This window comes from Brevibacterium ammoniilyticum, from assembly GCF_038429965.1.
Taxonomy (GTDB): Bacteria; Actinomycetota; Actinomycetes; order Actinomycetales; family Brevibacteriaceae; genus Brevibacterium; species Brevibacterium ammoniilyticum.
Map to the genome: position 1 here is coordinate 1 of NZ_BAABNP010000022.1, position 22,831 is coordinate 22,831.

At 68.1% G+C, this 22,831-nt stretch carries 15 protein-coding genes and 1 pseudogene; 5 read left to right on the forward strand and 11 right to left on the reverse strand.

The features are described 5' to 3' along the window. Positions 1-475: 475 nt before the first annotated feature. Entirely contained in the window at positions 476-1,480 is a 1,005-nt protein-coding gene (locus tag AAHA49_RS16805; protein WP_342039065.1) for an epimerase, read from the forward strand. A gap of 128 nt (positions 1,481-1,608) precedes the next feature. Here AAHA49_RS16805 and AAHA49_RS16810 read toward each other — a convergent pair whose 3' ends face one another. After that, on the reverse strand, positions 1,609-2,142 hold the full coding sequence (locus AAHA49_RS16810) for a MarR family winged helix-turn-helix transcriptional regulator (protein ID WP_342039066.1): 534 nt from the start codon (positions 2,140-2,142) through the stop codon (positions 1,609-1,611). Between the two features lie 178 nt (positions 2,143-2,320). Between AAHA49_RS16810 and AAHA49_RS16815 the strand changes: the two genes are divergently transcribed. Beyond that, entirely contained in the window at positions 2,321-2,953 is a 633-nt protein-coding gene (locus AAHA49_RS16815; RefSeq protein ID WP_342039067.1) for a hypothetical protein, read from the forward strand. Between the two features lie 19 nt (positions 2,954-2,972). Here AAHA49_RS16815 and trhO read toward each other — a convergent pair whose 3' ends face one another. Then, on the reverse strand, positions 2,973-3,881 hold the full coding sequence (trhO, locus tag AAHA49_RS16820) for an oxygen-dependent tRNA uridine(34) hydroxylase TrhO (protein ID WP_342039068.1): 909 nt from the start codon (positions 3,879-3,881) through the stop codon (positions 2,973-2,975). Positions 3,882-4,115: 234 nt separating this feature from the next. Here trhO and purL point away from each other — a divergent pair, with 234 nt between their 5' ends. Beyond that, positions 4,116-6,482, forward strand: coding sequence for a phosphoribosylformylglycinamidine synthase subunit PurL (gene purL, locus AAHA49_RS16825; protein WP_342039069.1), 2,367 nt, complete (start codon positions 4,116-4,118; stop codon positions 6,480-6,482). Between the two features lie 81 nt (positions 6,483-6,563). Here the strand turns inward: purL and AAHA49_RS16830 are convergent, their stop codons facing one another. Both AAHA49_RS16830 and AAHA49_RS16835 read right to left on the reverse strand, forming a co-directional pair. Then, on the reverse strand, positions 6,564-6,926 hold the full coding sequence (locus AAHA49_RS16830; RefSeq protein ID WP_342039070.1) for a hypothetical protein: 363 nt from the start codon (positions 6,924-6,926) through the stop codon (positions 6,564-6,566). Positions 6,927-7,066: 140 nt separating this feature from the next. Next, on the reverse strand, positions 7,067-8,233 hold the full coding sequence (locus tag AAHA49_RS16835; RefSeq protein ID WP_342039071.1) for a hypothetical protein: 1,167 nt from the start codon (positions 8,231-8,233) through the stop codon (positions 7,067-7,069). A 311-nt stretch (positions 8,234-8,544) separates the two neighbouring features. On the opposite strand from AAHA49_RS16835, the gene AAHA49_RS16840 reads away from it, so the two are divergent. Further along, entirely contained in the window at positions 8,545-9,774 is a 1,230-nt protein-coding gene (locus AAHA49_RS16840; protein ID WP_342039072.1) for a cobalamin-independent methionine synthase II family protein, read from the forward strand. Positions 9,775-9,802: 28 nt separating this feature from the next. On the opposite strand, the gene AAHA49_RS16845 is transcribed toward AAHA49_RS16840, so the two are convergent. Together AAHA49_RS16845 and betC are read right to left on the reverse strand one after the other, a co-directional pair. Next, complete coding sequence (locus tag AAHA49_RS16845; protein WP_342039073.1) at positions 9,803-11,203, reverse strand: TIGR01777 family oxidoreductase; 1,401 nt, start codon at positions 11,201-11,203, stop codon at positions 9,803-9,805. 150 nt (positions 11,204-11,353) lie between these two features. Beyond that, positions 11,354-12,976, reverse strand: coding sequence for a choline-sulfatase (betC, locus tag AAHA49_RS16850; protein WP_342039074.1), 1,623 nt, complete (start codon positions 12,974-12,976; stop codon positions 11,354-11,356). A 154-nt stretch (positions 12,977-13,130) separates the two neighbouring features. On the opposite strand from betC, the gene AAHA49_RS16855 reads away from it, so the two are divergent. Beyond that, entirely contained in the window at positions 13,131-14,081 is a 951-nt protein-coding gene (locus tag AAHA49_RS16855; RefSeq protein ID WP_342039075.1) for a formylglycine-generating enzyme family protein, read from the forward strand. Here AAHA49_RS16855 and AAHA49_RS16860 read toward each other — a convergent pair. The 5 genes and pseudogenes from AAHA49_RS16860 to AAHA49_RS16880 all read right to left on the reverse strand — a co-directional run bounded on the left by AAHA49_RS16860 (position 14,040) and on the right by AAHA49_RS16880 (position 22,259). Further along, positions 14,040-16,244, reverse strand: a complete 2,205-nt coding sequence (locus AAHA49_RS16860) for a BCCT family transporter (RefSeq protein WP_342039076.1) — start codon at positions 16,242-16,244, stop codon at positions 14,040-14,042. The two genes, AAHA49_RS16855 and AAHA49_RS16860, sit on opposite strands and share 42 nt — an antisense overlap. A 566-nt stretch (positions 16,245-16,810) precedes the next feature. Further along, on the reverse strand, positions 16,811-17,602 hold the full coding sequence (locus tag AAHA49_RS16865) for an ABC transporter ATP-binding protein (RefSeq protein ID WP_342039077.1): 792 nt from the start codon (positions 17,600-17,602) through the stop codon (positions 16,811-16,813). A gap of 3 nt (positions 17,603-17,605) precedes the next feature. After that, on the reverse strand, positions 17,606-18,598 hold the full coding sequence (locus AAHA49_RS16870) for an ABC transporter permease (RefSeq protein WP_342039078.1): 993 nt from the start codon (positions 18,596-18,598) through the stop codon (positions 17,606-17,608). 162 nt (positions 18,599-18,760) lie between these two features. Beyond that, positions 18,761-19,744 (reverse strand): ABC transporter substrate-binding protein, encoded by a 984-nt coding sequence (locus tag AAHA49_RS16875; RefSeq protein WP_342039079.1) that lies wholly within the window; start codon positions 19,742-19,744, stop codon positions 18,761-18,763. Between the two features lie 261 nt (positions 19,745-20,005). Then, a pseudogene (locus AAHA49_RS16880) lies at positions 20,006-22,259 on the reverse strand (S9 family peptidase). Positions 22,260-22,831 lie beyond the last annotated feature (572 nt).

Here is a 22,831-nt window from a genome sequence, read left to right on the forward strand (position 1 = left end):
AATTTCTGGCATCACATTGTTCAAACAAACACGCTATTGGATTCTCAAACCACAAACACACACCCACACCACACACAACCAGACGTCATGCACTCGGTGGGGGCATCCACAGGATTGCGTCCACCCGATCCACACTCCCGAACGTCCCGCTCAAACACTGTTTGTGCTGGTGACACCCGGTGGAAACACCCCTTTGTCGTAGTGTTCCCGGTGAGGCGAACGAGATATAACTCTAGACCACCCGAACCCGTCCACGCAACCCGGAAACCAACCAGAACACCGTGACAACCACCACACACGCCGGAGGGCCCGAACGGTCCCCCTGAGAAGAGCCGAATCCGCTGGCTCTGAGCACCCGGGCGAGACCCCGAAGTCGGAGCAGGACTGCCGGTCCAGCGAACCACAGGGCGAGACCCACGCGTCCGGTTCCACTGCGCAGCCGAGGATCCCTTCGACCTGGCGCTAGCGTGGTGCTATGAGCGACTCATCGAAACCACTGGTCCACTCTCCCCTCGCCGTCATCGCCGGCGCCTCGGGATTCATCGGCCGCTCACTCATCGGCCCGCTCGAGGAGTGGGGCTACCGGGTGCGCACGATCGGTCGCGGCGCCTCCGCCGATACCGGATGGGACGACCCGAAAAGCATCAAGGCCGCAATCGACGGCGCCGATCTTCTCATCAACCTCGCCGGGCGCAGCGTCGGGTGTCGGTACACCGATCGGAACCGGCAGGAGATCTGGGACTCCCGCATCCTCACGACCCGAGCACTCCACGACGCGGTCTCCGCCGCCTCGGCGCCGCCTCGGCTGTGGATCAACGCGAGCACGGCGACGATCTACCGGCATGCGACGGATCGTCCCCAGACCGAGTCGACCGGCGAGATCGGGGAGGGCTTCTCCGTCGACGTGGCCACGGGCTGGGAACGCGAGTTCTTCCGCGGTGAGCTGCCGCGCACGCGCCGAGTCGCCGCCCGAATGGCGATCGTGCTCGGCGACGGGGCCGCTCTCAACATGCTCGCGATGGCCGCTCGCTTCGGCGCGGGCGGCCCGCAGCTCGAAGGACGATGGTTCGGACACCGTCGATACCGGGGCATCGGCCCGACCCCGACAGGACCGACTGTCTGGCACGGTCATGCCCCGGCCCACGGTCGCCAGCGATTCAGCTGGATCCACATCGACGACCTCGTCCGCGCGGTCCGGTTCATCGACACGCATCCGGAGATCACCGGCCCCGTCAACCTCTCCAACCCCGGAGTCTCAGACAATGCGACCCTTATGGCCGCACTGCGCCGCGCCGTGCGGATGCCGATCGGCATTCCTGCGCCGAGGTGGCTGCTCGAGACCGGCATGCTCGTGCTCCGACAGGAGTCGGAGCTCGTGCTCAAGAGCCGGTGGGTGCTGCCGGAGCGGCTCGAGGCCGCAGGGTTCGACTTCCGTTGGACCGATGTGCGGGCAGCTGTGAAGAGTCTCCTGCGCCGATGATGCGCTGACGCCGGACATCCGGCACAGATCGGGCTGCGGGCGGTATCCCTCTGCGACCATGCACTCACTGGTCACCGATTGTCCCAGTCGCCTTACCCACCGGCCACTGCCTTTGCCGGCCACCGCGCTCACGCGTCACCCAGCGTCTGCTTCCCCTCGGTCGGCGATTCTCCGGCGGCTTCATTCCGCGCCGACGCCGCATCCCATTCGGCGGGCTCACTGACGAGGATCTGTCCGAGGGTCGCCCGCAGCTCGGCCACCGTCTCGGCGCCGAGGCGGTCATCGAGCCAGGCGTCGAATCGGGTGATCACCGACTCGGCGATCTCGACCCCCTGCCGCCCGGAGTCCGTCAGCCGCACGAGCCGGGCACGCCCGTCAGTGGGGTCGGGGACGACCTCCACGTAGCCGAGCTTCTCGAGATGACGGACCTGCTCCCCCATCGCCTGCTTCGTCATGCTCGTCCGCCTGGCGAGCTCGGAGGACCTCGTTCCCTCCGGGTCGATGACGAGGAACAGCGGCGCATGCGCTGACCGGATCCCCGCCAGTCCCGCCCGCGCGAGGGCATCGTCGAGACCGCCGAGGAGGTGCTGCGCCGTCGACGAGAGTAGCGAACCGAGCGGCAGCGGTCGCTCCCGCAGAGGATTGGTAAAGTCCTTGACCATTTCGTTCGGGCCTCCTATCCTGAAATCAGTCAACCACCTTACCATTCGGGTGTCGGGCGCCAGCTCGGACCGTGGGCACCAGTCCGGTCGCCGGTCACCGGGTCGGGTTTCGGGTACAAAGCCAGGCGTCGCAACGCCAGCCGCCAGGCCACGAAGTACGGGAGTGAACATGGAGCACATGGACAGGTATCGCCTCATCGGCGGTCTCATCTGGACCGCACTCGGCGTCATCGTCGCCGGCGTCGGCGTGCTGCAGGGCGTGACGGTCGGCCCGATCGTCACGGCCCTCACCGCGCTCACCGTCATCGCGGGCGTGGCAGCTCTGACGCGCAGCCGGTGGGCGCGCTGGATCGCGGGTCGCCTCCTGGGCGCGGTCGTCGGGATCGAACTGCTGCTCTCTGTCGCCGATCGCTTCGGACTCCTCGGAGCGCCCGGCGCCCCCGGAGTCTCATGGGGATCGTGGCCGGAGTTCCTCGCCTATATCGGGGTGCTGCTGCCGTGGGCTCCGGGTTCCCTCGTCACCGCCGCCGGGGTGGTCGTGACGATCGCCGAGGCGGCACTCGGCACCCTGCTCATCATCGGTCCGCTGTGGCGCTGGGTCGGCAAACTCGCGGCCGCCCTGCTTCTCTGCTTCCTCATCGCGATGCTGCCGAGTGTCGGCTTCGCCGAGGTGGTCCGCTACGGTGTCGTCCTCCAGATCGGCGCCGTCCTCATCGTCTCGGCGCGCGGCTCCTGGCCCGGACGGGCACGCGCGGCCCGGAAGGACGAGGCCGGTCGGTGGGGACTGAGCGACGAGAGGGCGGCAGCATGATCTGCCGACGAAGGCACGATCAGCCGGCGGCCGCCTCGGCGAGGACGGGCTGCTCGGTGCACTCGAGGCATGCGGGCTGACGGCCGGCGGCGGTGCACTCAGTGCACCGGAGATACTGCTTCCGGCATTCGAGGTTCGCGCAGTTGACGAACTCGGGGGTGGCGGTCCCGCAGGAGATGCAGTGGCCGATCGATTCGGCGCCCTCGCCGAATTCGACGTGCATGCGCTTGTCGAAGACGTAGAGGGAGCCGTCCCAGTAGCCGGTGTTGCCGAAGGTCTCGCCGTAGCGGACGATGCCGCCGTCGAGCTGGTAGACCTCGGAGAAGCCGCGGTTCTTCATGAGCACGGAGAGCACTTCGCAGCGGATGCCGCCGGTGCAGTATGTGACGACGGGCTTGTCCTTGAGGTCGTCGTACTTGCCGGACTCGATCTCGGCGATGAAGTCGCGCGTCGTGTCCGTGTCCGGGACGATCGCGTCCCGGAACTTCCCGATCTGGGCCTCCATCGCGTTGCGGCCGTCGAAGAAGACGACGTCGTCGCGTTCGTCCATGAGCTTGTGCAGTGCACCCGGCTTGAGGTGCACTCCCCCGCCCTGGACGCCGTCGGCGGTCACCGTGATCTCGTCATCGGTGCCGAAGGTGACGAGTTCGGGGCGGACCTTGACGCTCAGCCGCGGAAAGTCATCGCCCTGCCCGTTCGACCATTTGATGTCGGCTCCCCGGAACGGCGCGTACGACTTCGTCGCCCGCACGTACGCCTTGACCTCGCGGATGTCCCCGCCGAGCGTCGCGTTGATCCCGTCCTTGGACACGATGACGCGGCCGGTGAGCCCGAGGCTCTCGGCGAGCGTGTGCTGCCACAGCCGGATCGCTTCGGGATCGGGCAGCGGAGTGAAGACGTAGAACAGGACGATCTTGGGAGTTGCCATGGCCCCCAGTCTAATTTGCCGACCGTTCCCGGCACTAAACGCAGACCTCGACGACGGCCCCACCTCGCCGAGGCGGACCTCCGTCCCAGTTCACGTGGACTCCGCTCCCGGCCTGGTCGGATCCGGCCGCGCCGCCTGGGAGGCCTGCGCCAGGGGCGCGGGCGCGCGGCGTTGCGCGGCCCGGATAAGATGGACCCCGAGCTCCGTGTCGTAGGAAAGGGCCACCCAGAGGACATGTCTGAAAACCTCATCTCCGCGAAATCCGAGTCTGCTCGCGCGGACGATGTCCAGGAGGTCGATCAGACCTCGAAGAAGGTCAAGGAGACGGTCGAGTTCGCCACCGCGAACCCCGATGTCGACCAGCCGTTCGCCGAACTCGGTCTCAAAGCCGACGAATACGCCCGGATCAGGGAGATCCTGGGACGGCGCCCCACCTCGGCGGAATTGGCGATGTACTCGGTCATGTGGTCCGAGCACTGCTCGTACAAGTCCTCGAAGGTCCACCTGTCGAAGTTCGGCGACTACGTCACCGATGAGATGAAGAAGCACCTGCTCGTCGGCATCGGCGAGAACGCCGGCGTCGTCGACATCGGCGACGGCTGGGCGGTGACCTTCAAGGTCGAATCGCACAACCACCCGAGCTACGTCGAACCCCACCAGGGGGCTGCGACCGGTGTGGGTGGCATCGTCCGCGACATCATCTCGATGGGCGCGCGTCCCGTGGCCGTGATGGACCAGCTGCGCTTCGGCGCCGTCGACCACCCCGACACCTCCCGCGTCGTCCACGGCGTCGTCTCAGGCATCAGCCAGTACGGCAACTCACTGGGTCTGCCCAACATCGGCGGCGAAACCGTCTTCGACTCCGTCTATCAGGGAAACCCCCTGGTCAACGCGCTTGCCGTGGGTGTCCTCCGGCATGAGGACATCCGCCTGGCCAATGCCTCGGGCAAGGGCAACAAGGTCGTCCTCTTCGGTGCGCGCACCGGCGGCGACGGCATCGGCGGGGCCTCGATCCTCGCCTCGGAGTCCTTCGACGACACGAAGCCCTCGAAGCGCCCCGCCGTCCAGGTCGGCGACCCGTTCGCGGAGAAGGTGCTCATCGAATGCTGCCTCGAGCTCTTCGGTGCCGGCGTCGTCGAAGGCATCCAGGACCTCGGTGCCGCGGGCATCAGCTGCGCGACCTCGGAGCTCGCCTCGAACGGCGACGGCGGCATGCACATTGCCCTCGACGACGTGCTGCTGCGCGATGACACGCTCACGCCCGAGGAGATCCTCATGTCTGAGTCGCAGGAGCGGATGATGGCCGTCGTCCGCCCCGACCGCCTCGAGGAGTTCATGTCCATCGTCGACAAGTGGGACGTCGAGACCTCCGTCCTCGGCGAGGTCACCGACACCGGTCGCCTCATCATCGAGTGGCACGACGACGTCATCGTCGACGTTCCCCCGCGCTCGGTCGCCCACGACGGGCCCGTCTATCAGCGTCCGATGACCGAACCCTCATGGACCGCCGAGGTGGCCGCGAACACCGTGCAGGCCGCCGACCTCAAGCGCCCGGCCACCGATGAGGAGCTCAAGGCGACGATGGTCGAGCTCGCCGCCTCACCGAACCTTGCGGCGAAGGACTGGATCACCGATCAGTACGACCGCTACGTCCAGGGCAACACCGCTCAGGCGTTCCCCGACGACGCCGGTGTCATCCGCGTCGATGAGGAGACCGGCCTCGGCGTGGCCATCGCCACCGACGCCAACGGCCGCTACGGCTACCTCGACCCCGCCCGGGGTGCGCAGCTGGCTCTCGCCGAGGCGTACCGCAACGTCGCCACGGCCGGCGCGATCCCGCGCGCAGTCACCGACTGCCTCAACTTCGGCTCCCCCGAGGACCCGGAGATCATGTGGCAGTTCGCCGCGGCCGTCGAAGGCCTCGCCGAGGCGTGCCAGGACCTCGGCATCCCCGTGACCGGCGGCAACGTGTCCCTGTACAACCAGACCGGCGGGGTGGCGATCCACCCGACCCCGGTCGTCGGTGTGCTCGGCGTCTTCGACGACGTCGCCCGCCGCACCCCGGCCGGTTGGACGGAGCCGGGTCAGACGATCTACCTGCTCGGCACCACGGAGGACGAGCTCGACGGTTCGGCGTGGGCCGACGTCACTGCCGGCCACCTCGGCGGGGTGCCCCCGAAGTACCGGCCGGAGACCGAGCGGGAGCTTGCGGAGATCCTCATCAACTCCTCGCGCGACGGCATGGTCGACGCCGCCCACGACCTCTCCGAGGGCGGTCTCTCCCAGGCCCTCGTCGAGGCGAGCCTGCGGTTCGGCACGGGAGCCCGCATCTGGCTCGACGAACTGTGCGAACGCGACGGCATCGACGTGTTCACCGCCCTGTTCTCCGAATCGACGGCGCGCGCGATCGTCGCCGTGCCGCGGTCGGAGGAGGTCCGGTTCAAGGACATGTGCACGGCGCGGAACTTCCCGTTCATCCGCATCGGCATGACCGACACGGGCGACGGATCACCCGAGCTCGAGGTCGTCGATCACTTCTCGATCGGCCTCGACGAGCTGCGCACCGCCCACGAGGAGACCCTGCCGAAGCACTTCGGCTGACACATCGCCCACCCAGCATCGGGCCCCGCAGATCCGTCGGACTGCGGGGCTCGGTCGTTTGTGGTGTCGGCTTCACTGTCGTCAGACGCGACCTTGCCCGGATGACCGTCCCGGCGTCACGACTCGTCGCCTGCCGAGCAGCAGGATACCGAGGCCGTAGTAGCCGGCACCCATGAGGATGAAGACCGCGGGCCACAAAGGCGCGATCCGGAACGCGGAGACGACCGCGGCCACCGCGGCGGCACCGATGAGCACGGCAACGACCCAGCGATGCCACGGGCGCTGGGGACTGGCGTCATCATTGCCGCGGACGCAGAGAGCGATCGGCAGGACGGCGAGAACGGCAGCGAGGATGAGCGCTGGGATCGACATCCAGAAAGCGCCGACTCCGATGACTGCGGACCCGACGACTCCGCAGACCAGTCCGACGATCCGATCTCTCATAGGTCCTCTCCCCACAGAACTGTGCTGCTATCCGGCACACACTCGGCTTCTTCGATGGTCACTACGGTAGCAGTGGTGACACTGAGTACGACAATGAAGCAAGCCTGGGACGTGCGTCGTCGGCCAGTGGCAGAGGCCGGTCAGTGGCGGGGGCGGCGCGGGGGCTGGAAGTCGGAGGGCCCAGCCTGTGTGGAGTGCGGACCCTGCTGTCCGGAGTTCTGCGGAGGACGGAACTGTTCGGAGCCGAATGCAGGTGATTGAGAATTGCCGTACTGCGGCGGCGCGTATCCGGGCTGAGATGCGCCCGGCTGGCTGCCACCGTAATGGGCCTGCACGTGGCCGGGCTGACTGTTCGGTGGTTGAGCGCCGAAGGTCTGCTGGTCAAAGGCCTGGCCCACGGGACCGTAGGCCTGCGGATTGCCGAGTCCAGGACCGGCCTGCACCCCCTGTGCGTGTCCGACCTGCCGTGATTCGCCGAAAGTCGGCTGCGCGACGACGGGAGCCGCCCCACCGCGGAGACCGCCGAGGAGGTGGAGGAGTCCCAGCGCACCGAAGATGAGAACCAGGGATGTCCCCTGGAGCAGCCCGGAACCGATCCAATAGGGTGCTCCCGAGGTGAAGGCGACCATCTGACCGAGCGAAGTGACCAGCGGGACGATGAGTCCGCAGCCGGCCGCCACAAGCAGGACCCACCAACGCCGATTCCGCGCGATGCACCACCCGACCAGCTTCGATGCGACGATGACCGCGGAGAACACTCCGAAGACCAACGAGGTCAGCCACACGCCGGAGTCGTACCGATAGGTCGCCTCACTGAGGAGCCTCGAGAGCAGCGGCGAAACGACCATGGAGACAATGCCGGCGAAGACGTAGATCCCACCGCCGATCAGTCGTCTGGCCCAGTTCGTGTTCCGGGCGAAGACGAAGGCTGCCGCGGCGAGAAGAAGGGCCAGGATCCCCGCGAACACACCGATGAACGAGTACACAGACATGTACTCGAAGGCCGACGTGCTCATGAGGATCGGCATGACGATGAGCGACGGCAGGCTGAGGACGATGATCCCTCCCCACAGGAGGAAGCGCGAGAGCCACCCGGGAGTGTTCGGCTGCACCGCACCGACACCGGAGGCCACCGAAACCGCCGGACCGGACGCGGCGATCTGCGGCTGCGGGTAACCGGCCGGTTGGCTCCACCGGCCGGAATCCACGGTGGGCTGAGCCGGACCGTCAGCGGGCTGATTCCAGCCGCCGTCGGGCTGACTCCACGGACCGCCGGGCTGAGTGTCGTACGGGCGCTGATCGCTCATGGCCTCACTCTATGCGTTCGGTGGGGACTCCACGCGGTCGACAGCGGACTTTCCCCGCCGCAGTCTGATTTCCGCAGCCCATCCAGAGCCTCGCACAGAGATCCACGGGCAGGACCCTCCCGGTCCAGCTCTCCTCACCAGACCGTGACCCCTGATGACGACGAGCGACTGCCCGCCGGCTGACGTGTGATTGCCTGAGATCGACCACTCGGCGCCGTTGACTACCCGGCCTCGCTGACCACCCGGTGCCACCGACCGCGCGCCCGGCAACCGACCGCGCCCGGCAACCGACCGAGAGAAGGAGTCCCTCCATGACCACGATCCGCACCTCGCACGCAGGCTCCCTTCCCCGCACACCCGAACTGCTTGAGGCGAACACGGCCAAGCAGGCCCAGACCACCGCCCGTCTCGCAGGTCAGACCGTGACCGATGCCGACGCCCAGCGCTACGACGAGCTCCTGACCGCAAGCGTCGTCGACCTTGTGCAGCGGCAGCGCGACCTCGGGATCTCGATCCCCAACGACGGCGAATACGGACATGCGATGGCCGCGGACTTCGACTACGGCGCGTGGTGGCACTACTCGTTCGCCCGCACCGACGGACTCGAACTCGACGAGGTCGACAAATGGGACGCCCCGCCCGTGCGCTCGGCACCCGGCGCGATCCGCCTCACCAGCTTCGGCGACCGGCGTGACCGCAACCTCTTCGCGGGGGTCTACGCCGATGAGAACGCCGGCACGGACACCGGCGTCCAACCCCAGTTCCCCAAGGCCACCGGCCCGATCAGCTACATCGGCCACGATCAGGTCGCCCGCGACATCGCCAATCTCAAGGCCGGGCTGACGGCCGCCGGCTACGACGAGTCCGCCGGCTACATCAATTCCCTCTCACCCGGTTCTGCCTCGCGCATCGCGAACGAGCACTACGCCACCGAGGAGGAGTTCATCTGGGCGTGGGCCGATGTCCTCCGTGAGGAGTACCTCGCCATCACCGAGGCGGGGCTGACCGTCCAGATCGACGACCCCTCGCTCGCGGAGAACTTCGATCAGATCAATCCCGAACCCAGCTTCGCCGACTACAGGGCCTTCACCCAGATCCGCATCGACGCCCTCAACCACGCCCTGCGCGGCATCGACCCCGCTCAGGTCCGCATCCACACATGCTGGGGATCCTGGCACGGACCTCACGTCACCGACCTGCCGTTCGCCGAGATCGTCGACCAGGTTCTTAACATCAACGCCTCGGGCATCACCTTCGAAGCCGCGAACGCCCGGCATGAGCACGAGTGGCGGATCTGGGAGGACACCGCACTGCCCGAAGGCAAGCACCTCATCCCTGGCATCGTCTCCCATGCGACGAACGTCGTCGAACACCCCGAACTCGTCGCCGAGCGCATCGGGCGCTTCGCCAAGCTCGTCGGCCCTGACAACGTCGTCGCCTCGACCGACTGCGGTCTCGGCGGACGCGTCCATCCGGAGATCGCCGTCGCGAAGTTGCAGTCCCTCGCCGAGGGTGCCGCGCTTGCGTCAGCGCGGTTCTGAGGCCGTGGGCTCAGACTGAGCCCAGCCCTCACGCCCCGGTGCCGAGCTCCTCGACGAGGCAGTCGTTCAGCGTCGGGTGGGCGAACTGGTATCCGGTGTCCTCGAGCTTCGTCGGCAGGACCTTCTGGTCGGCGAGCGCGAGTTCCCGGGCCCCGTCACGTCCGAGGACGAGTTCGGTGACGAATCCGGGCGTCGGGATCCGGGCCGGTCGGTGGAGGTGGGAGGCGAGCGCCTCGGCGAATTCCTTCTGCGTGACGAGCTCCGGACCGACCGCATTGACGGGACCCCGCACATAGTCGGTGAGCGCCGCATGAACGTAGGACCGGGCGAGGTCGTCGAGGGACACCCAGGCCAGCCCCTGCTCCCCGCTGCCCAGACGCCCGCCGGCCCCGGCGAGATAGAGCGGGGCCTGCACCTTGAGGAACCCGCCGAGCGTCGTCAGCGCAATGCCCGAACGGATCGAGACCCACCGGATGCCGGCGTCCTCGACCCGGGCGGCAGCGGCCTCCCAGTCGCGGCAGAGTTCGGCGAGGAATCCGTCCCCGAAGGGCCCGGACTCATCGACCGGCTCCTCGGCGTTCGCGCCGTATGCGCCGACGGCGGAGGCGCAGACGAAGACCTCCGGCCGCTTCGCCTCGGGCAGGGCGCACATCGTCTCGGCGAGCAGCGTCGTCGAGTCGATCCGGGACGACCGGATCTCCTCCTTCGCCTTCTTCGTGAATCGGGTGGCGATCGACTTCCCGCCGAGGTGGATGACCGCATCCGCCCACGCGAGCTGCTGCGGGTTGAGGATCCCGACCTCGGGATCCCAGTGCACTTCGTACGGGAACTTCGGCGCCCGGCGCACGAGCAGTCGGACGAAGTGACCGGCCGTCGAGAACAGGGCGGCGACCTGCCGGCCGACGAGTCCGCTGCCGCCGGCGATGAGGATGTGCTTGCCCTTGCCCATCCGCAGCAGCGGCGCGCTCATCCGCTCGAGGAACGCGAAGTCCATGAGCAGGCGACGCTGACGGGCCTCGAACGTCGCTTCGAGGTAGTGGCTGATGCCGCGGTCGATCGTCTCGAAGCCCTGCGGGGTCATCGAGAATTCGATCGTGTCGGAGATCTGCGAGCCCCCGGCCTCCGAGGTGAATTCGTGGGTGTGCTTCCACTGGCTCAGCGGCCCCTTGCGGAGTTCGTCGACGAAGGAGAACCGCGACGGTCCCTCCGAATGGACGGCGGTGAAGGGACGGCGGACGAGTCCGTAGCTGCCGGGCAGGCTGGCCTTGACCTCGGCGATCGAGCCCGGGGCGAGCGGAGGATAGCTCTCCTGGACGATCTCCTGCGCCCAGTGGGGCGAGACCCGCGTGAGCGCTCCCGGCTGAGCGTGCCAATCGTATGCGGTCTCTGCGGCGAGCGGGACTTCCGAGGTCCACTCGAACTTGGTCATGACATCCCTCCTGTCCTTCCGATCTTGCCACTCGAAGCTTGAAGTGTGATCCACAACTCGCCCAATGCTCGGTGAATACGCACCGAGGCGGTCGCCCGCCGACTGTCGACCGCCTCGGTCCCCATGGTGCCGAGCACCGGAGCCCGGAGCTCACCCGGTCAGGTCGGGGATCTTCCCGAATCGGAACGCCGCCCAGAAGTCCCCACGGACGTACCCGTTGTCGACGGTGGGCTCGAAGTCCCAGTGCCGGACGTGCCCGACCCGGAGGGCCTCGGCGACGAGTCGTCGGCTGCGCTGGGAGGCGAGCACGTGGTCCTCGATGCCGCCGAGGTCGTACCGGGATTCGATCTCCGCGCGCAGCCGCGCGGCGACGTCCGCGTACGCGGGATCCCCGGCCCGGTTGCGCAGCTCGTCGGGATCGGCGTCGAGGTCGAAGAGCAGGTCGGGATCACCCGGGCACACGGTGAGCTTGAGAGGCCCGCGCACGATCGTCACCTGCGGGCGGTACGTGCCCTCGGCGAAATACTCGATGACGATGTCCCGGCCCTCGGGCCCCTGCTCCCCCACCATCTCGCGTCTGGCCGATTCGAGGAGGGAGAGTCCCGAGAGACCCCGATCGGCGCCGGCGATCGGCACCCGCGGCACGGCCGCGACGTCGCCTTCGGTCGTGGCCTGCTCGGCACCGCGGGAATCGGCGTGGTGCGCGGCCCTACCGGCACCGGCGATCTCGAGCAGAGTCGGCGCGAGGTCAAGCAGGGAGACCGGGTTCGCATACCGGCCGGGGGCGACCACCTCGACGGGGCCGGCCATGATGAGCGGAACGCGGGAGGACTGCTCATAGGGCGACATCTTGTACCACAGCCCCTTCTCCCCGAGCATGTCCCCGTGATCACTGGTGACGATGACGACGGTGTTCGCGGCGAGATCGAGATCCCGCAGCCGGTCCATGATCGCCCCGACGTGATCGTCGATCGAGGCCACCGCCGCATAGTACGCGCGGCGGGCCCTGCGCACGTCCGCGCTCGTCGGTTCGGCGACGTCGAGACCGCTCATCGTCCGCAGCCGGTGGGTGTGCGGGTCGGCGGCGATGTCGGGCACCTGGGGATGCGCCGGACCGGGGATGTCCACCTCGGCGAACCGGTCCCAGTGCTCCCGGGGCGGTTCGTACGGGTCGTGCGGGTGGATGAACGTGGTGACCATGAGGAACGGCTGGTCCTCACCGGCGGCCTGGTTCGCTCGCTTCCGATCGCCCAGGTGACGCAGGGTCCGGAAGATCACCTCGTCGTCGAAGTCCTGCTGGACATTCGCCCTCGCCGCACCCGCGGTGAAGACCGGATCGGCTGCGTGATACCACTGAAGCCGGTCGTGAAGCGGCCGCTGCCAGTCGGGGACCATGTCGAGGTCGGCCGGGTAGACATCGGTCGTCAGCCGCTCCTCGAAGCCGTGGTGCTGGTCGGGGCCGATGAAGTGCATGCGGCCGATGAGGGCCGTGTGATAGCCGAGTGCCCGCAGTCGGTGGGCGAAGGTCGGCACCGAGGCAGCGAAGTCGTCGCCGTTGTCGAGGCAGTCAATCTCCGAGGGCAGGCGCCCGGTCATCATCGACGCCCGCGAGGGGGCGCACAGTGGGGTGGTGCAGTAGGCGCGGTCGAAGACGGCGCCGGATTCTGCGAGTTCGTCGATGTGCGGGGTCAGGGCGGCGGCGTCGCCGTAGGCGCCGAGCGCCTGGGCCGCCATCTGGTCGGCTTGGATGACGACGATGTTCGGGGGTTGCATATGCTGGTCACGTCCTTGCAGGAGGGCGCGACCGTCGTCGGGCGCGCCGGAGTCTACGTGGGTGGGGTGGGGAATGGGATCATGCTGCGGTCCCTCGCGGACATCGCCGACCGAGCCCGGCCGGCAGACGCCGACCCCAGCCGAGGTGGGTGTTGTGGGAGAAGAATCCGCCGCCGAGGTGGCTGTGCCGGGCCGGGAACCGTCCCGTTCCGCGGCCGGTCGGCAGGGCGGTGCGGATTGCCGGAACACGAAGCTCATCGCCGCCCTCGCTGAGCACGCGCCGGCCGATCTGGCCATGGTCGGCCTGCCGGGCGGGGTGTTCCGGATGGGCAGTGAGGACGCGCTCGCCTACCCGGAGGAGGGTCCTGTCCGCGAGGTGGAAGTCGACGCCTTCGCGATCGCTCCGACGACGGTCACGGTCGCCGAGTTCGCCGTGTTCGTCGCCTCCACCGGGTACCGCAGCGAGGCGGAGGTCTTCGGTGACTCGCTCGTCTTCGCGGGCCTCCTCGCCGAGGCGGTCCGTGCGCAGTCCCCGGCCGTGGCCCAGACCCCGTGGTGGCGTCAGGTCGCAGGCGCGACATGGCTGCACCCTCGTGGGGCCGGCGCCGAGGCGGGACGTGAGGACGGTCATGGGCCCATCGTCGCACTCCCCGACCATCCCGTCACGCATGTGACGCGACATGACGCGGAGGCTTATGCCGCGTGGGTGGGCGCGCGCCTGCCGACCGAAGCCGAATGGGAGTACGCCGCCCGCGGCGGACTCGACCAGCAGCCCTACCCGTGGGGAGGCGTGCGCGAACCGGGCGGCGTGCCGCGGATGAAGACCTTCGTCGGCGACTTCCCCGAGGCCCCCACCGAACCTGTCGGCACCGTCCCCGCCGACGCCTATCCGGCCAACGGCTTCGGACTGCACACCATGACGGGAAACGTGTGGGAATGGACGAGCGGGGTGTTCGCACCGGACGATGACCGCGCGGTCCTGCGCGGCGGTTCGCACATGTGCCACGCCTCCTACTGCCTGCGGTACCGCACCTCGGCGCGCACCGCAGTCACCCCGGAGACCTCACTCGGTCACACGGGATTTCGCCTCGCCGTCGACGTCTGAGCTCAACGGTCCGGTCGCGGACTCAGCGTCCGAGTCCGACCCGGCGGCCGCCTCGGCGGGGTCGGAGCCGGACCCGGGAGCCGCCTCGGCGGGATCGTCCTCCGTCTCCGGAGTCCACCCGTCCTCCCATTCTCCGGTGCCGTAGTCGTAGCCGACGGGCTCGCCGTCCTCATCCGTGCGCTGGTACCAGTCGGTGTAGACCTCGTCCCCGGAGTCGATGTCGCCGTTCGCCCCGCCGCCGGGTTCGGTCGGCACGACGTGGAGGGCGAAGTCGTCACCGTAGGTCTCCGCGCCGGCGACGACGGCGTTGTCGACGGCGTTCTGCGCGTACCTGCGGCGCAGGGCCATCGGATCGGTGCGCAGCTCCCTCACCCACGCGACGATGATGACGACCATGACGAGGGCGAAGGGGACGGCGGTGACGATGACGAGCTGCTGCAGGCCTTCGAGCGCGCTCGCATCACCGAGGAGGAGCATGACGACGGCGATGCCGGACATGACCAGACCCCAGAACACGACGACCCACTTCCGGGGCTCCTGATCGCCGCGGCTGGTGAGCATGCCCATGACCACGGAGGCGGAGTCCGCCGAGGTGATGAAGAAGATCGCGAGGACGACGATCGCGACCGCCGGCAGCCACCCGACGAAGGGCAGGTTGTCGATGAGGGTGAAGAACACCTCGGGGGCCGCCATCGTCTCGGTGAAGCCGGCCGCACCCTCTCGGTACATCCAGATCGAGGTGCCGCCCATGATCCCATAGGCGACGAAGAGCAGGGTCGAGGGGATGAAGATCGTGCCGAGGATGAACTGCCGGATCGAACGGCCGCGGGAGATGCGGGCGATGAACGTGCCGACGAACGGCGACCACGAGATCCACCACGCCCAGTAGTAGACGGTCCACACCGACTGGAACTCCTGTGTCTCCTGCCCCCACGACAGGGACCGGCCCATGAGGTCGAAGAACGAACCGAGGTACTCCATGAGCGCCGAGGGCAGGAGATTGAGCAGGAACAGGGTGGGGCCGAGGAAGAGGACGAGGGCGACGATGCCGATCGTGAGCACGATGTTGATCGACGAGAGGTAGCGGATGCCGCGGGAGACCCCGGAGACGGCGGAGATGATGAAGCCGATCGTGAGCACGCAGATGATGAGGACGAGCATCGTGTTCGTCATCGGGCCGATGCCGGAGACGATCGAGACGCCGGTGCCGATCTGCATCGCGGCGATCCCGAGGGCCGCGGCGGAGCCGAAGAGGGTCGCGACGATCGCGAAGATGTCGACGAGCTTGCCGGCGAAGCCCTCCGTCTGACGCTGGCCGAAGAGGGTGCGGAAAATCGAGGAGAGCAGCAGGGACCGGCCCCGCCGGTAGGCGGCGTAGGCGATCGCGCCGCCGACGAGGGCGTACATCGCCCACGCGTGGAAGCCCCAGTGGTAGTACGTCTGGGCCATCGCCCCGTGGAGGGCCTCGGTCGTCTCGGGGTCGTTCGTCAGCGGCGGCGGGGTGATGAAGTAGGTGAGCGGTTCGGAGGGTCCGAAGAAGAGGACGCCGATGCCGATGCCCGCGGCGAAGAGCATCGCCACCCATGCGAAGGTGCTGAACTCGGCCTTCTCCCCGTCCTTGCCCAGCGGGATCCGCCCGTACGGGGAGAACGCGAGGATGAGGAGGGAGACGAGGACGACGATGGCGACGAGGTTGAAGAACCAGCCGACGTTGAGCGTCGACCAGTCGAAGGCGGTCTTCGCCACCGAGGCGACGCTGCCGGGATCGGTGATGCCCCAGATGACGAACGCCACCGTCAGAGACCCGGCGATCGCGAAGATCACTGTGTCGAGGGAGTAGCGTCGCCGCTGCTCGTCGATGGCGATGCCGGGGACGAGGATCGGGTGGATGTCGTGCGGGTACTGGGCGTTCGGGCCCTCGGGAGCCGGGTCGGCTGCCTCGTTGGGGCGCTTGGGGCGGGCATAGTCAAGGGCGCCGAGGCGTTTGCCGGTGCCCTTGCCCACCCGTTTCGCATCGTTGCCCACGCGTTTCGCATCGGCCTTGAGCCGGTCGCGGGCTGCCCGGCGCGCGGTGGTGTGCTCGGGCGGGGTGCCGTTAACGGTGGTGGGCGGGGTGTCGCTTCCCGGGGTGTGCGGGGTGTCGTTCGCCGAGTCATCGGACATGACGAAGGGCCTTTCTCAGTCGTCGTTCTCTCGTGGTTCGTGCGCGTGTGGCCTGTGCGAGTTCGGTCTGCGCGCGGCCGCTCTCTGCGTGTGCGGTCTGTGCGCGTGTGGCCTGTGCGAGTTCGGTCTGCGCGCGTGTGGTCGGTGCGCGCGCCTTCACGGACCGGTCGACGGCGGCGACGAATACGGCTGTCCGGCGCACCGTGTCCGACCTGCGCGCCAAGTCCGCCGGGGGCACCTGCTCGGCCCGGCACACCTGGTCTGACGGAGGTCACGTGCGGGGTTCAGAACGTCCCGCCGCTCGGATCGACTGCCTTCGGGGTCGCCGGTTGACGACAGTGCGACTTGGCATCTCCGAAGCGGCTCATGGTCTGTGAGGCTAACAGCATCGCCGAGGCTTCTCAAAGGCGCGCTGACGCATTCGGTCGCATCCGGGGCTCGACCCCGCAAAAGAGACGGCCGGTCCGCGAGATCGCGGACCGGCCGTTCCAGTGCCCGGCTCCGGCGGGCAGCGCATGCAGCTGCGCCAGGTGTTCAGTCGGGCATCGTGCTCTGTCGGGCAGCCCTCAGTTGAGCAGCGCCCGGTCTCCGAGCGAGGCCCCCTTGAGCTTCGAGAACTCCCCGAGGAGGGTCTCGACGGTGAGGGTCTTCTTCGCCTCGGCGTCGGCTTCGTAGATGATGCGTCCCTCGTGCATCATGATCAGCCGGTTGCCCAGCGCGATCGCCTGCTCCATGTTGTGGGTGACCATGAGCGTGGTCAGCCCGTCGGCGGCGACGATCTTCTCCGTCAGCTCCGTCACCAGTGCTGCCCGCTGCGGGTCGAGGGCGGCCGTGTGCTCGTCGAGGAGGAGGATCCGCGGCTGGGTGAACCCGGCCATGAGCAGGCTCAGCGCCTGCCGCTGACCGCCCGAGAGCAGCCCGACCTTCGTCTTCAGCCGGTTCTCGAGTCCGAGTTCGAGCGTTTCGAGTTCCGCACGGAACTTCTTCCGCCTCGCCGAGGTGGTCCCCCGCCCCAGCCCGCGCCGACGTCCGCGCTTGAGGGCGAGCGAGAGGTTCTGTTCGATCGTCAGGTCCGGTGCGGTGCCGGCCATCGGGTCCTGGAACACCCGCCCGAGGTAGGCGGCACGATGGTACTCGCGCTTCTTCGACACCTCGGCGCCGTCGATGGTGATCGACCCGGAGTCGATGGGCAGGCGCCCGGAGATCGTGTTGAGCAGGGTCGACTTGCCGGCGCCGTTCGAGCCGATGACGGTGACGAAATCGGATTCGGAGAGGGTGAGCGAGAGCCCTTGGAGGGCTTTGCGCTCATTGACGGTGCCGGGGAAGAACGTCTTCGAGATCGTGTCGATGGTCAGCATCGCTCAGCCCTCCTTGACCGTCGAGGCAGTACCCGCCGTACCCTGGCCGGTGGCGGCCGGTGCCCCGTGGAGGGCGGCCGGATCATCAGTGGTGCCCGGCGGCAGCTTCGCCGGGGCCCGGTTGCCCCGGGAGCCGAACGACGGGATCCGTTTGAGGAAGCCCCACCTCGGCAGGAGAAGGGCGATGATGACGAGGAGCGCGGTGGTCAGCTTCATGTCATCGGTGTTCAGTCCCGCCCGCAGCGCGAGGAAGATGATGATCCGGTAGATGACGGATCCGAGGATCGCGCCGAGGCTGGACATGAAGATGTTCCGGTTGCCGAAGATCGCCTGCCCGAGGATGACCGAGGCGAGGCCGACGAGGATGAGGCCGATGCCCATGCTGATGTCGGCGAAGCCCTGGTACTGCGCGATGAGCGCCCCGCACAGGGCGACGAGCCCGTTGGACAGGGCGAGTGTGAGCATCGTCGTGTTGTCGGTGTTGACGCCGAGGCTGCGGATCATCTCGCGGTTGTTGCCGGTGGCCTGGATGGCCAATCCGAGATCGGTGGTGAGGAACCAGTCGACGAGGAACTTGAGCACGAGGACGAAGGCGATGAGGATCGCGATCGACACCCAGGTGCCCAGCCACATGTTCTCCCGCAGCGGGGTGAAGACGGTGTCCTCACGCAGCAGGGAGAGGTTCGCGGCCCCCATGATCCGCAGGTTGATCGACCACAGGCCGATCATCGTGAGGATGCCGGCGAGGAGACCGTCGATGCCGCCCTTGGTGTGGAGGAGGCCGGTGATGAAACCGGCGACGAGGCCCGCGCCGATTGCGGCGAGGGTGGCGAGGAACGGGTTGACCCCGGCGATGATGAGGGAGGCCGCGGTGGCCCCGCCGGTGGTGAAGCTTCCGTCGACGGTGAGGTCGGGGAAGTTGAGGACCTTGAAGGTGAGGTAGACGCCCAAGGCCATGGCTGCGTAGATGAGCCCGAGCTCCAGTGCTCCGTACATTGCTGTCCGATCGTGTCGTCAGGGGCGGGTGCCGGCAGGTGAACCGGGTCCGCCCCGAGTGGTGGTGCCGTGTCAGCCGGGGTTCCGGCACCGCCGCACGGCACGGCGGAAGACGCCGGCGGACCCGCGGAGACCTGGGGTCCCCGCGGGTCCGCCGCGGTCTCACTCGATGACTTTGTCGGCCTCGTCGACGAGCTTCTGCGGGATCTCGACACCCTGCTTCTTCGCCGCCGCCGGGTTGACGACGAGTTCGAGGGTGTCACTGGTCTCGACGGGAAGGTCGGCGGGCTTGGCCCCGTCCTGGAGGATCTTCAGCGCCATCTTCCCGGTCTGCTCACCGAGCTTCGTGTAGTCGATGCCGCGGGTGATCGCCGCACCCTGCTCGACCTGTCCGGCCTCCGAACCGACGAGCAGCGCCTGGTTCTTCTCCGCGGCCTGGACCATCGTCGTCACAGCGGAGACGACGTTGTTGTCGGTGGGCACGTAGTAGGCGTCGACCTTGCCGAGGGAGTCCACGGCCTGACCGAGCTCGCCCGAGTTCGCGATCGTCGCTTCCTTGATCTCGAGGCCCATGCCCTTCGCGGCCTCCTTCGCGAGGTCGACCTGGACCTGCGAGTTGACCTCACCGGAGCTGTAGACGATGCCGACGGTCTTCGCGTCCGGCTTGACGTCCTTGACCAGCTGCAGCTGATCGGCGACGGGGTTGAGGTCCGAGGTGCCGGTGACGTTGCCGCCGGGCGCCTCGTTCGACTGGACGAGACCGGCTTCGACCGGATCGGTCACAGCGGTGAAGAGGACCGGCTTGTCGGTGATCGCCTGCGCCGCTGCCTGCGCGGCGGGGGTGGCGACGGCGAGCACGAGGTCGAGGTCGGAGCTGGCGAAGTTCTGTGCGATCGACGTCGCGTTTGCCTGTTCGCCGTTGGCGTTCTGCTCATCCCAGTCGACTTCGACTCCTGCGTCCTCGAACGACTTCTTGAAGCCGGAGGTCGCGGCGTCGAGCGCCGGGTGCTGGACGAGCTGGGAGATGCCGATGCTGTAGGAGTCCCCTCCGCCCTCACCTCCGCCGCTGTCACCGCCGGCACACGCGGACACCGCAGCCATCGAGCCGACGGCGACGATCGCGACAGCCAGTTGCTTGAGACGCATACTTCTCCCCTTTGAAAAATTCGGTCCGGCACCTGCGGACCGCAACGAACCCATGCGCGTCCTCGATCGTCTCCGTCGTCGGCGACGATCAAGGCATCAGCCGTCCCCACCCGGACTTCGCCCTCTCCGATGAGGGCGAAGTCCGGGTGGGGACGACTGCCATAGTGACCACTCTATTCGGCACCTGAGGCGCCAGTGGCCCGAATCACGCTTTGGGGACGTTTCGTCAGCAGATCGTTATCTGCCGAGCCGAACGTCCGCTCAGGGCTCGATGACGACGTCGGAACGTCCCAGAACCCCGAGCATCCACGCGAAGTCGAAGGCCGTCTCCTTCCACGCGTCGTAGCGCCCCGACGCGCCGCCGTGCCCGGCGGCCATCTCGGTCCGCAGGATCACGTCGGCGCCGACCTCGCGCAGACGGGCCACCCATTTGGCCGGCTCGACGTAGAGGACGCGGGTGTCGTTGAGTGAGGTCACGGCGAGGATCTTCGGGTGGGCCGCCTCGGCGACGTTCTCATAGGGGGTGTAGGAGCGCATGTACTCATACACCTCGGGGTCGTGGAGCGGGTCGCCCCACTCCTCCCATTCGATGACGGTGAGCGGAAGCTCGGGCATGAGGATCGAGGTGAGCGCATCGACGAAGGGCACGTGCGCGCTCACACCGGCGAAGAGCTCGGGGGCCATGTTGACGATCGCGCCCATAAGAAGGCCGCCGGCGGACCCACCGGTGGCGACGAGTTGCTCCGGGGTCGTCCATCCCGCCTCGACGAGGTGGCGTGCGACCGCGATGAAGTCGGTGAAGGTGGTCACCTTCGCCGTCGTCTTGCCCTCGTCGTACCAGTGCCGGCCCATCTCCCCGCCGCCGCGGACGTGGGCGATCGCGTAGACGACCCCGCGGTCGAGCAGCGAGAGCCGGGCGACGGAGAAGTACGGGTCGACACTGATCTCGTACGATCCGTAGCCGTAGAGGATGAGCGGCGCCGAGGCGGTCGGCAGACCCTCCTCGTCGACGTCGACGAGGTCGGTGCGGTAGACCAGCGAGACGGGGATGCGGGTGCCGTCGGAGGCACTCGCCCACACGAGGCTCTCCCCGTAGGCGCCGAGGTCGACGGAGCCGAGCACGGGCTGGCGCTTGAGGACCGTGTCGGTGCCGGTGGCGACATCGTGCTGGTAGACGACGGCCGGGGTCGACATCGAGGTGAAGGTCAGGCGCACGGTCGGCTGGTCGAACTCGGGGTTGGGCCCGAATCCGAGGGTGCCCGTCTCCCTGTCGAAGGGCAGCTCGACAAGCGGCGCGTACGGGACCGTCGGGTCGCCGGTGAGACGGACGATGCCGACTCGGGCGAAGCCGCCTCGGCGATAGGAGATGACGACGAAGTCGGCGAACGCGTCGACCTCCTCGATGCGCAGCCCGGAGACGTCGGCGAGCACCCGCCGTCCGGTCGTCGTCGGATCCGCACCGGTGCCCGCGGGTTCGTCAACGGCATCGACGGTCTCGGTCGCGTCCCCGGTCGGATCGGCGGCCGGGACGTCGACGATGTCGAAGTCGGCGCGGTCGCGGTTGTGGGTGATGAGGAAGCGGTCCTCGCCCGAGACGACGGCGTGTTCGACGGAGTACTCGACCCCGTCGACCCGGGGCCAGATCTCCTGCGGGGCCGCCTCGAGGTCGTCGCCGCGCAGCCGCCAGTACCCGGTCGTCGTCTTCGAGCCGGTGACGATGAAGAGGTAGCGCTCGGACCGGGAGAAGCCGACGCCGACGAAGAACCGCTCGTCGGGTTCGTGGAAGATGCAGACGTCTTCGGCGCCGCTCGCCGCAGGGGCGGCGGTCGGGTCGGTCGCTGAGGCGTCACAGGCGACGGCGCCGGCGCCGTGGCCNGCCTGTGACCGTGTGGCGCCAGACCTTCTCCGGACGCCATGCCTCGTCGACGGTCGTGTAGAAGACGAACCGGCCGCTCGGGTCGAGCGTCGCGCCGGCGAACGTGTTCTCGATCCGGTCTGGCAGGTCTTCCCCGGTGGAGAGGTCGCGGATGCGCAGGACGAAGCGTTCGTCGCCGGCGGTGTCGACGCCGTAGAGGAGGTAGCGGCCGTCCTCGGTGAGGGAGAACGTGCCGAGTGAGAAGAAGTCCGTGCCGCGCGCCGCCTGGTTCGAGTCGAAGACGACCTCTTCGCCGGGCAGCGGATCCTCGCCGATCTCCGGGGGAGTCCAGTCGCCGTCGTCGGCTGCAGGGACGCGGACGTGGATGCCGTAGTCGAGGCCGGCCCTTGTCCGCGTGAAGTACCAGTAGCCGCCGCGCCGCGTCGGCACGGACATGTCGGTCTCCTTGATGCGGTTCTTGATCTCGGTGAAGATCGCCTCGCGCAGCGGTTCGAGCTCGGCGGTCTGCGCCTCGGTCCACGCGTTCTCCGCCTCGAGGTGGGCGATGACCTCGGGCGAGTCCTTCTCCCGCATCCACTCGTAGTCGTCGACGAAGGTGTGGCCGTGGTGGGTGCGCTCGTGTGGGATCTTCTTCGCCACCGGCGCCGAGGTGGGCGCGGGCGCCGAGTTCCCGGACCTGTCCGCGGCGGGCGTTGTGGGCGAACCGGACGCAGCAGCAGCTGAGGTGGATGCCGCGGTGGCGGACGCAGGGGTGGCGGTCGCAGGGGCGGGTGTCGAAGAATCGGATGTCGACGAGTCGGCAGCGGACTTCGAGGGGTCGGAAGACGTCATGCCCCCACCATAGCCACCGTTCGCCTCCGCCGGTCACGTCCCGCCCCAATTCCCCGGTCCCCGCCCGCACCGGTTGCCTGTTCACTGCCCCGCCGCGATTTCCTGGTCACTGCGCCGCGGTCGGTTTCCTGGTCGCTGCCCGCCCGATTCACTGGTCGCTGCGTCGAGGTCGGCGGGGCGAATCGGGCCCCCTCGCCTCGGCGGGGTGACCAGCAAATCGCGCGCACCTCGGTGGAGTGACCAGCAAATCGCGCCCACCGATCGTCGTTGCGCCATAAATGAGCAGAATGCGCAGAAGGCGCACAACGCGCGAAACGAGATCAATGCGCTCAAACAGGCACCGTGACCTGGGCCACAATAGAATCGGTCGCACATATGTC

Bases quoted from the DNA above. Each gene is read 5' to 3' on its own strand.
- AAHA49_RS16805 (WP_342039065.1), top strand. From the start codon at position 476: ATGAGCGACTCATCGAAACCACTGGTCCACTCTCCCCTCGCCGTCATC.
- AAHA49_RS16810 (WP_342039066.1), bottom strand. From the start codon at position 2,142: ATGGTCAAGGACTTTACCAATCCTCTGCGGGAGCGACCGCTGCCGCTC.
- AAHA49_RS16815 (WP_342039067.1), top strand. From the start codon at position 2,321: ATGGACAGGTATCGCCTCATCGGCGGTCTCATCTGGACCGCACTCGGC.
- trhO (WP_342039068.1), bottom strand. From the start codon at position 3,881: ATGGCAACTCCCAAGATCGTCCTGTTCTACGTCTTCACTCCGCTGCCC.
- purL (WP_342039069.1), top strand. From the start codon at position 4,116: ATGTCTGAAAACCTCATCTCCGCGAAATCCGAGTCTGCTCGCGCGGAC.
- AAHA49_RS16830 (WP_342039070.1), bottom strand. From the start codon at position 6,926: ATGAGAGATCGGATCGTCGGACTGGTCTGCGGAGTCGTCGGGTCCGCA.
- AAHA49_RS16835 (WP_342039071.1), bottom strand. From the start codon at position 8,233: ATGAGCGATCAGCGCCCGTACGACACTCAGCCCGGCGGTCCGTGGAGT.
- AAHA49_RS16840 (WP_342039072.1), top strand. From the start codon at position 8,545: ATGACCACGATCCGCACCTCGCACGCAGGCTCCCTTCCCCGCACACCC.
- AAHA49_RS16845 (WP_342039073.1), bottom strand. From the start codon at position 11,203: ATGACCAAGTTCGAGTGGACCTCGGAAGTCCCGCTCGCCGCAGAGACC.
- betC (WP_342039074.1), bottom strand. From the start codon at position 12,976: ATGCAACCCCCGAACATCGTCGTCATCCAAGCCGACCAGATGGCGGCC.
- AAHA49_RS16860 (WP_342039076.1), bottom strand. From the start codon at position 16,244: ATGTCCGATGACTCGGCGAACGACACCCCGCACACCCCGGGAAGCGAC.
- AAHA49_RS16865 (WP_342039077.1), bottom strand. From the start codon at position 17,602: ATGCTGACCATCGACACGATCTCGAAGACGTTCTTCCCCGGCACCGTC.
- AAHA49_RS16870 (WP_342039078.1), bottom strand. From the start codon at position 18,598: ATGTACGGAGCACTGGAGCTCGGGCTCATCTACGCAGCCATGGCCTTG.
- AAHA49_RS16875 (WP_342039079.1), bottom strand. From the start codon at position 19,744: ATGCGTCTCAAGCAACTGGCTGTCGCGATCGTCGCCGTCGGCTCGATG.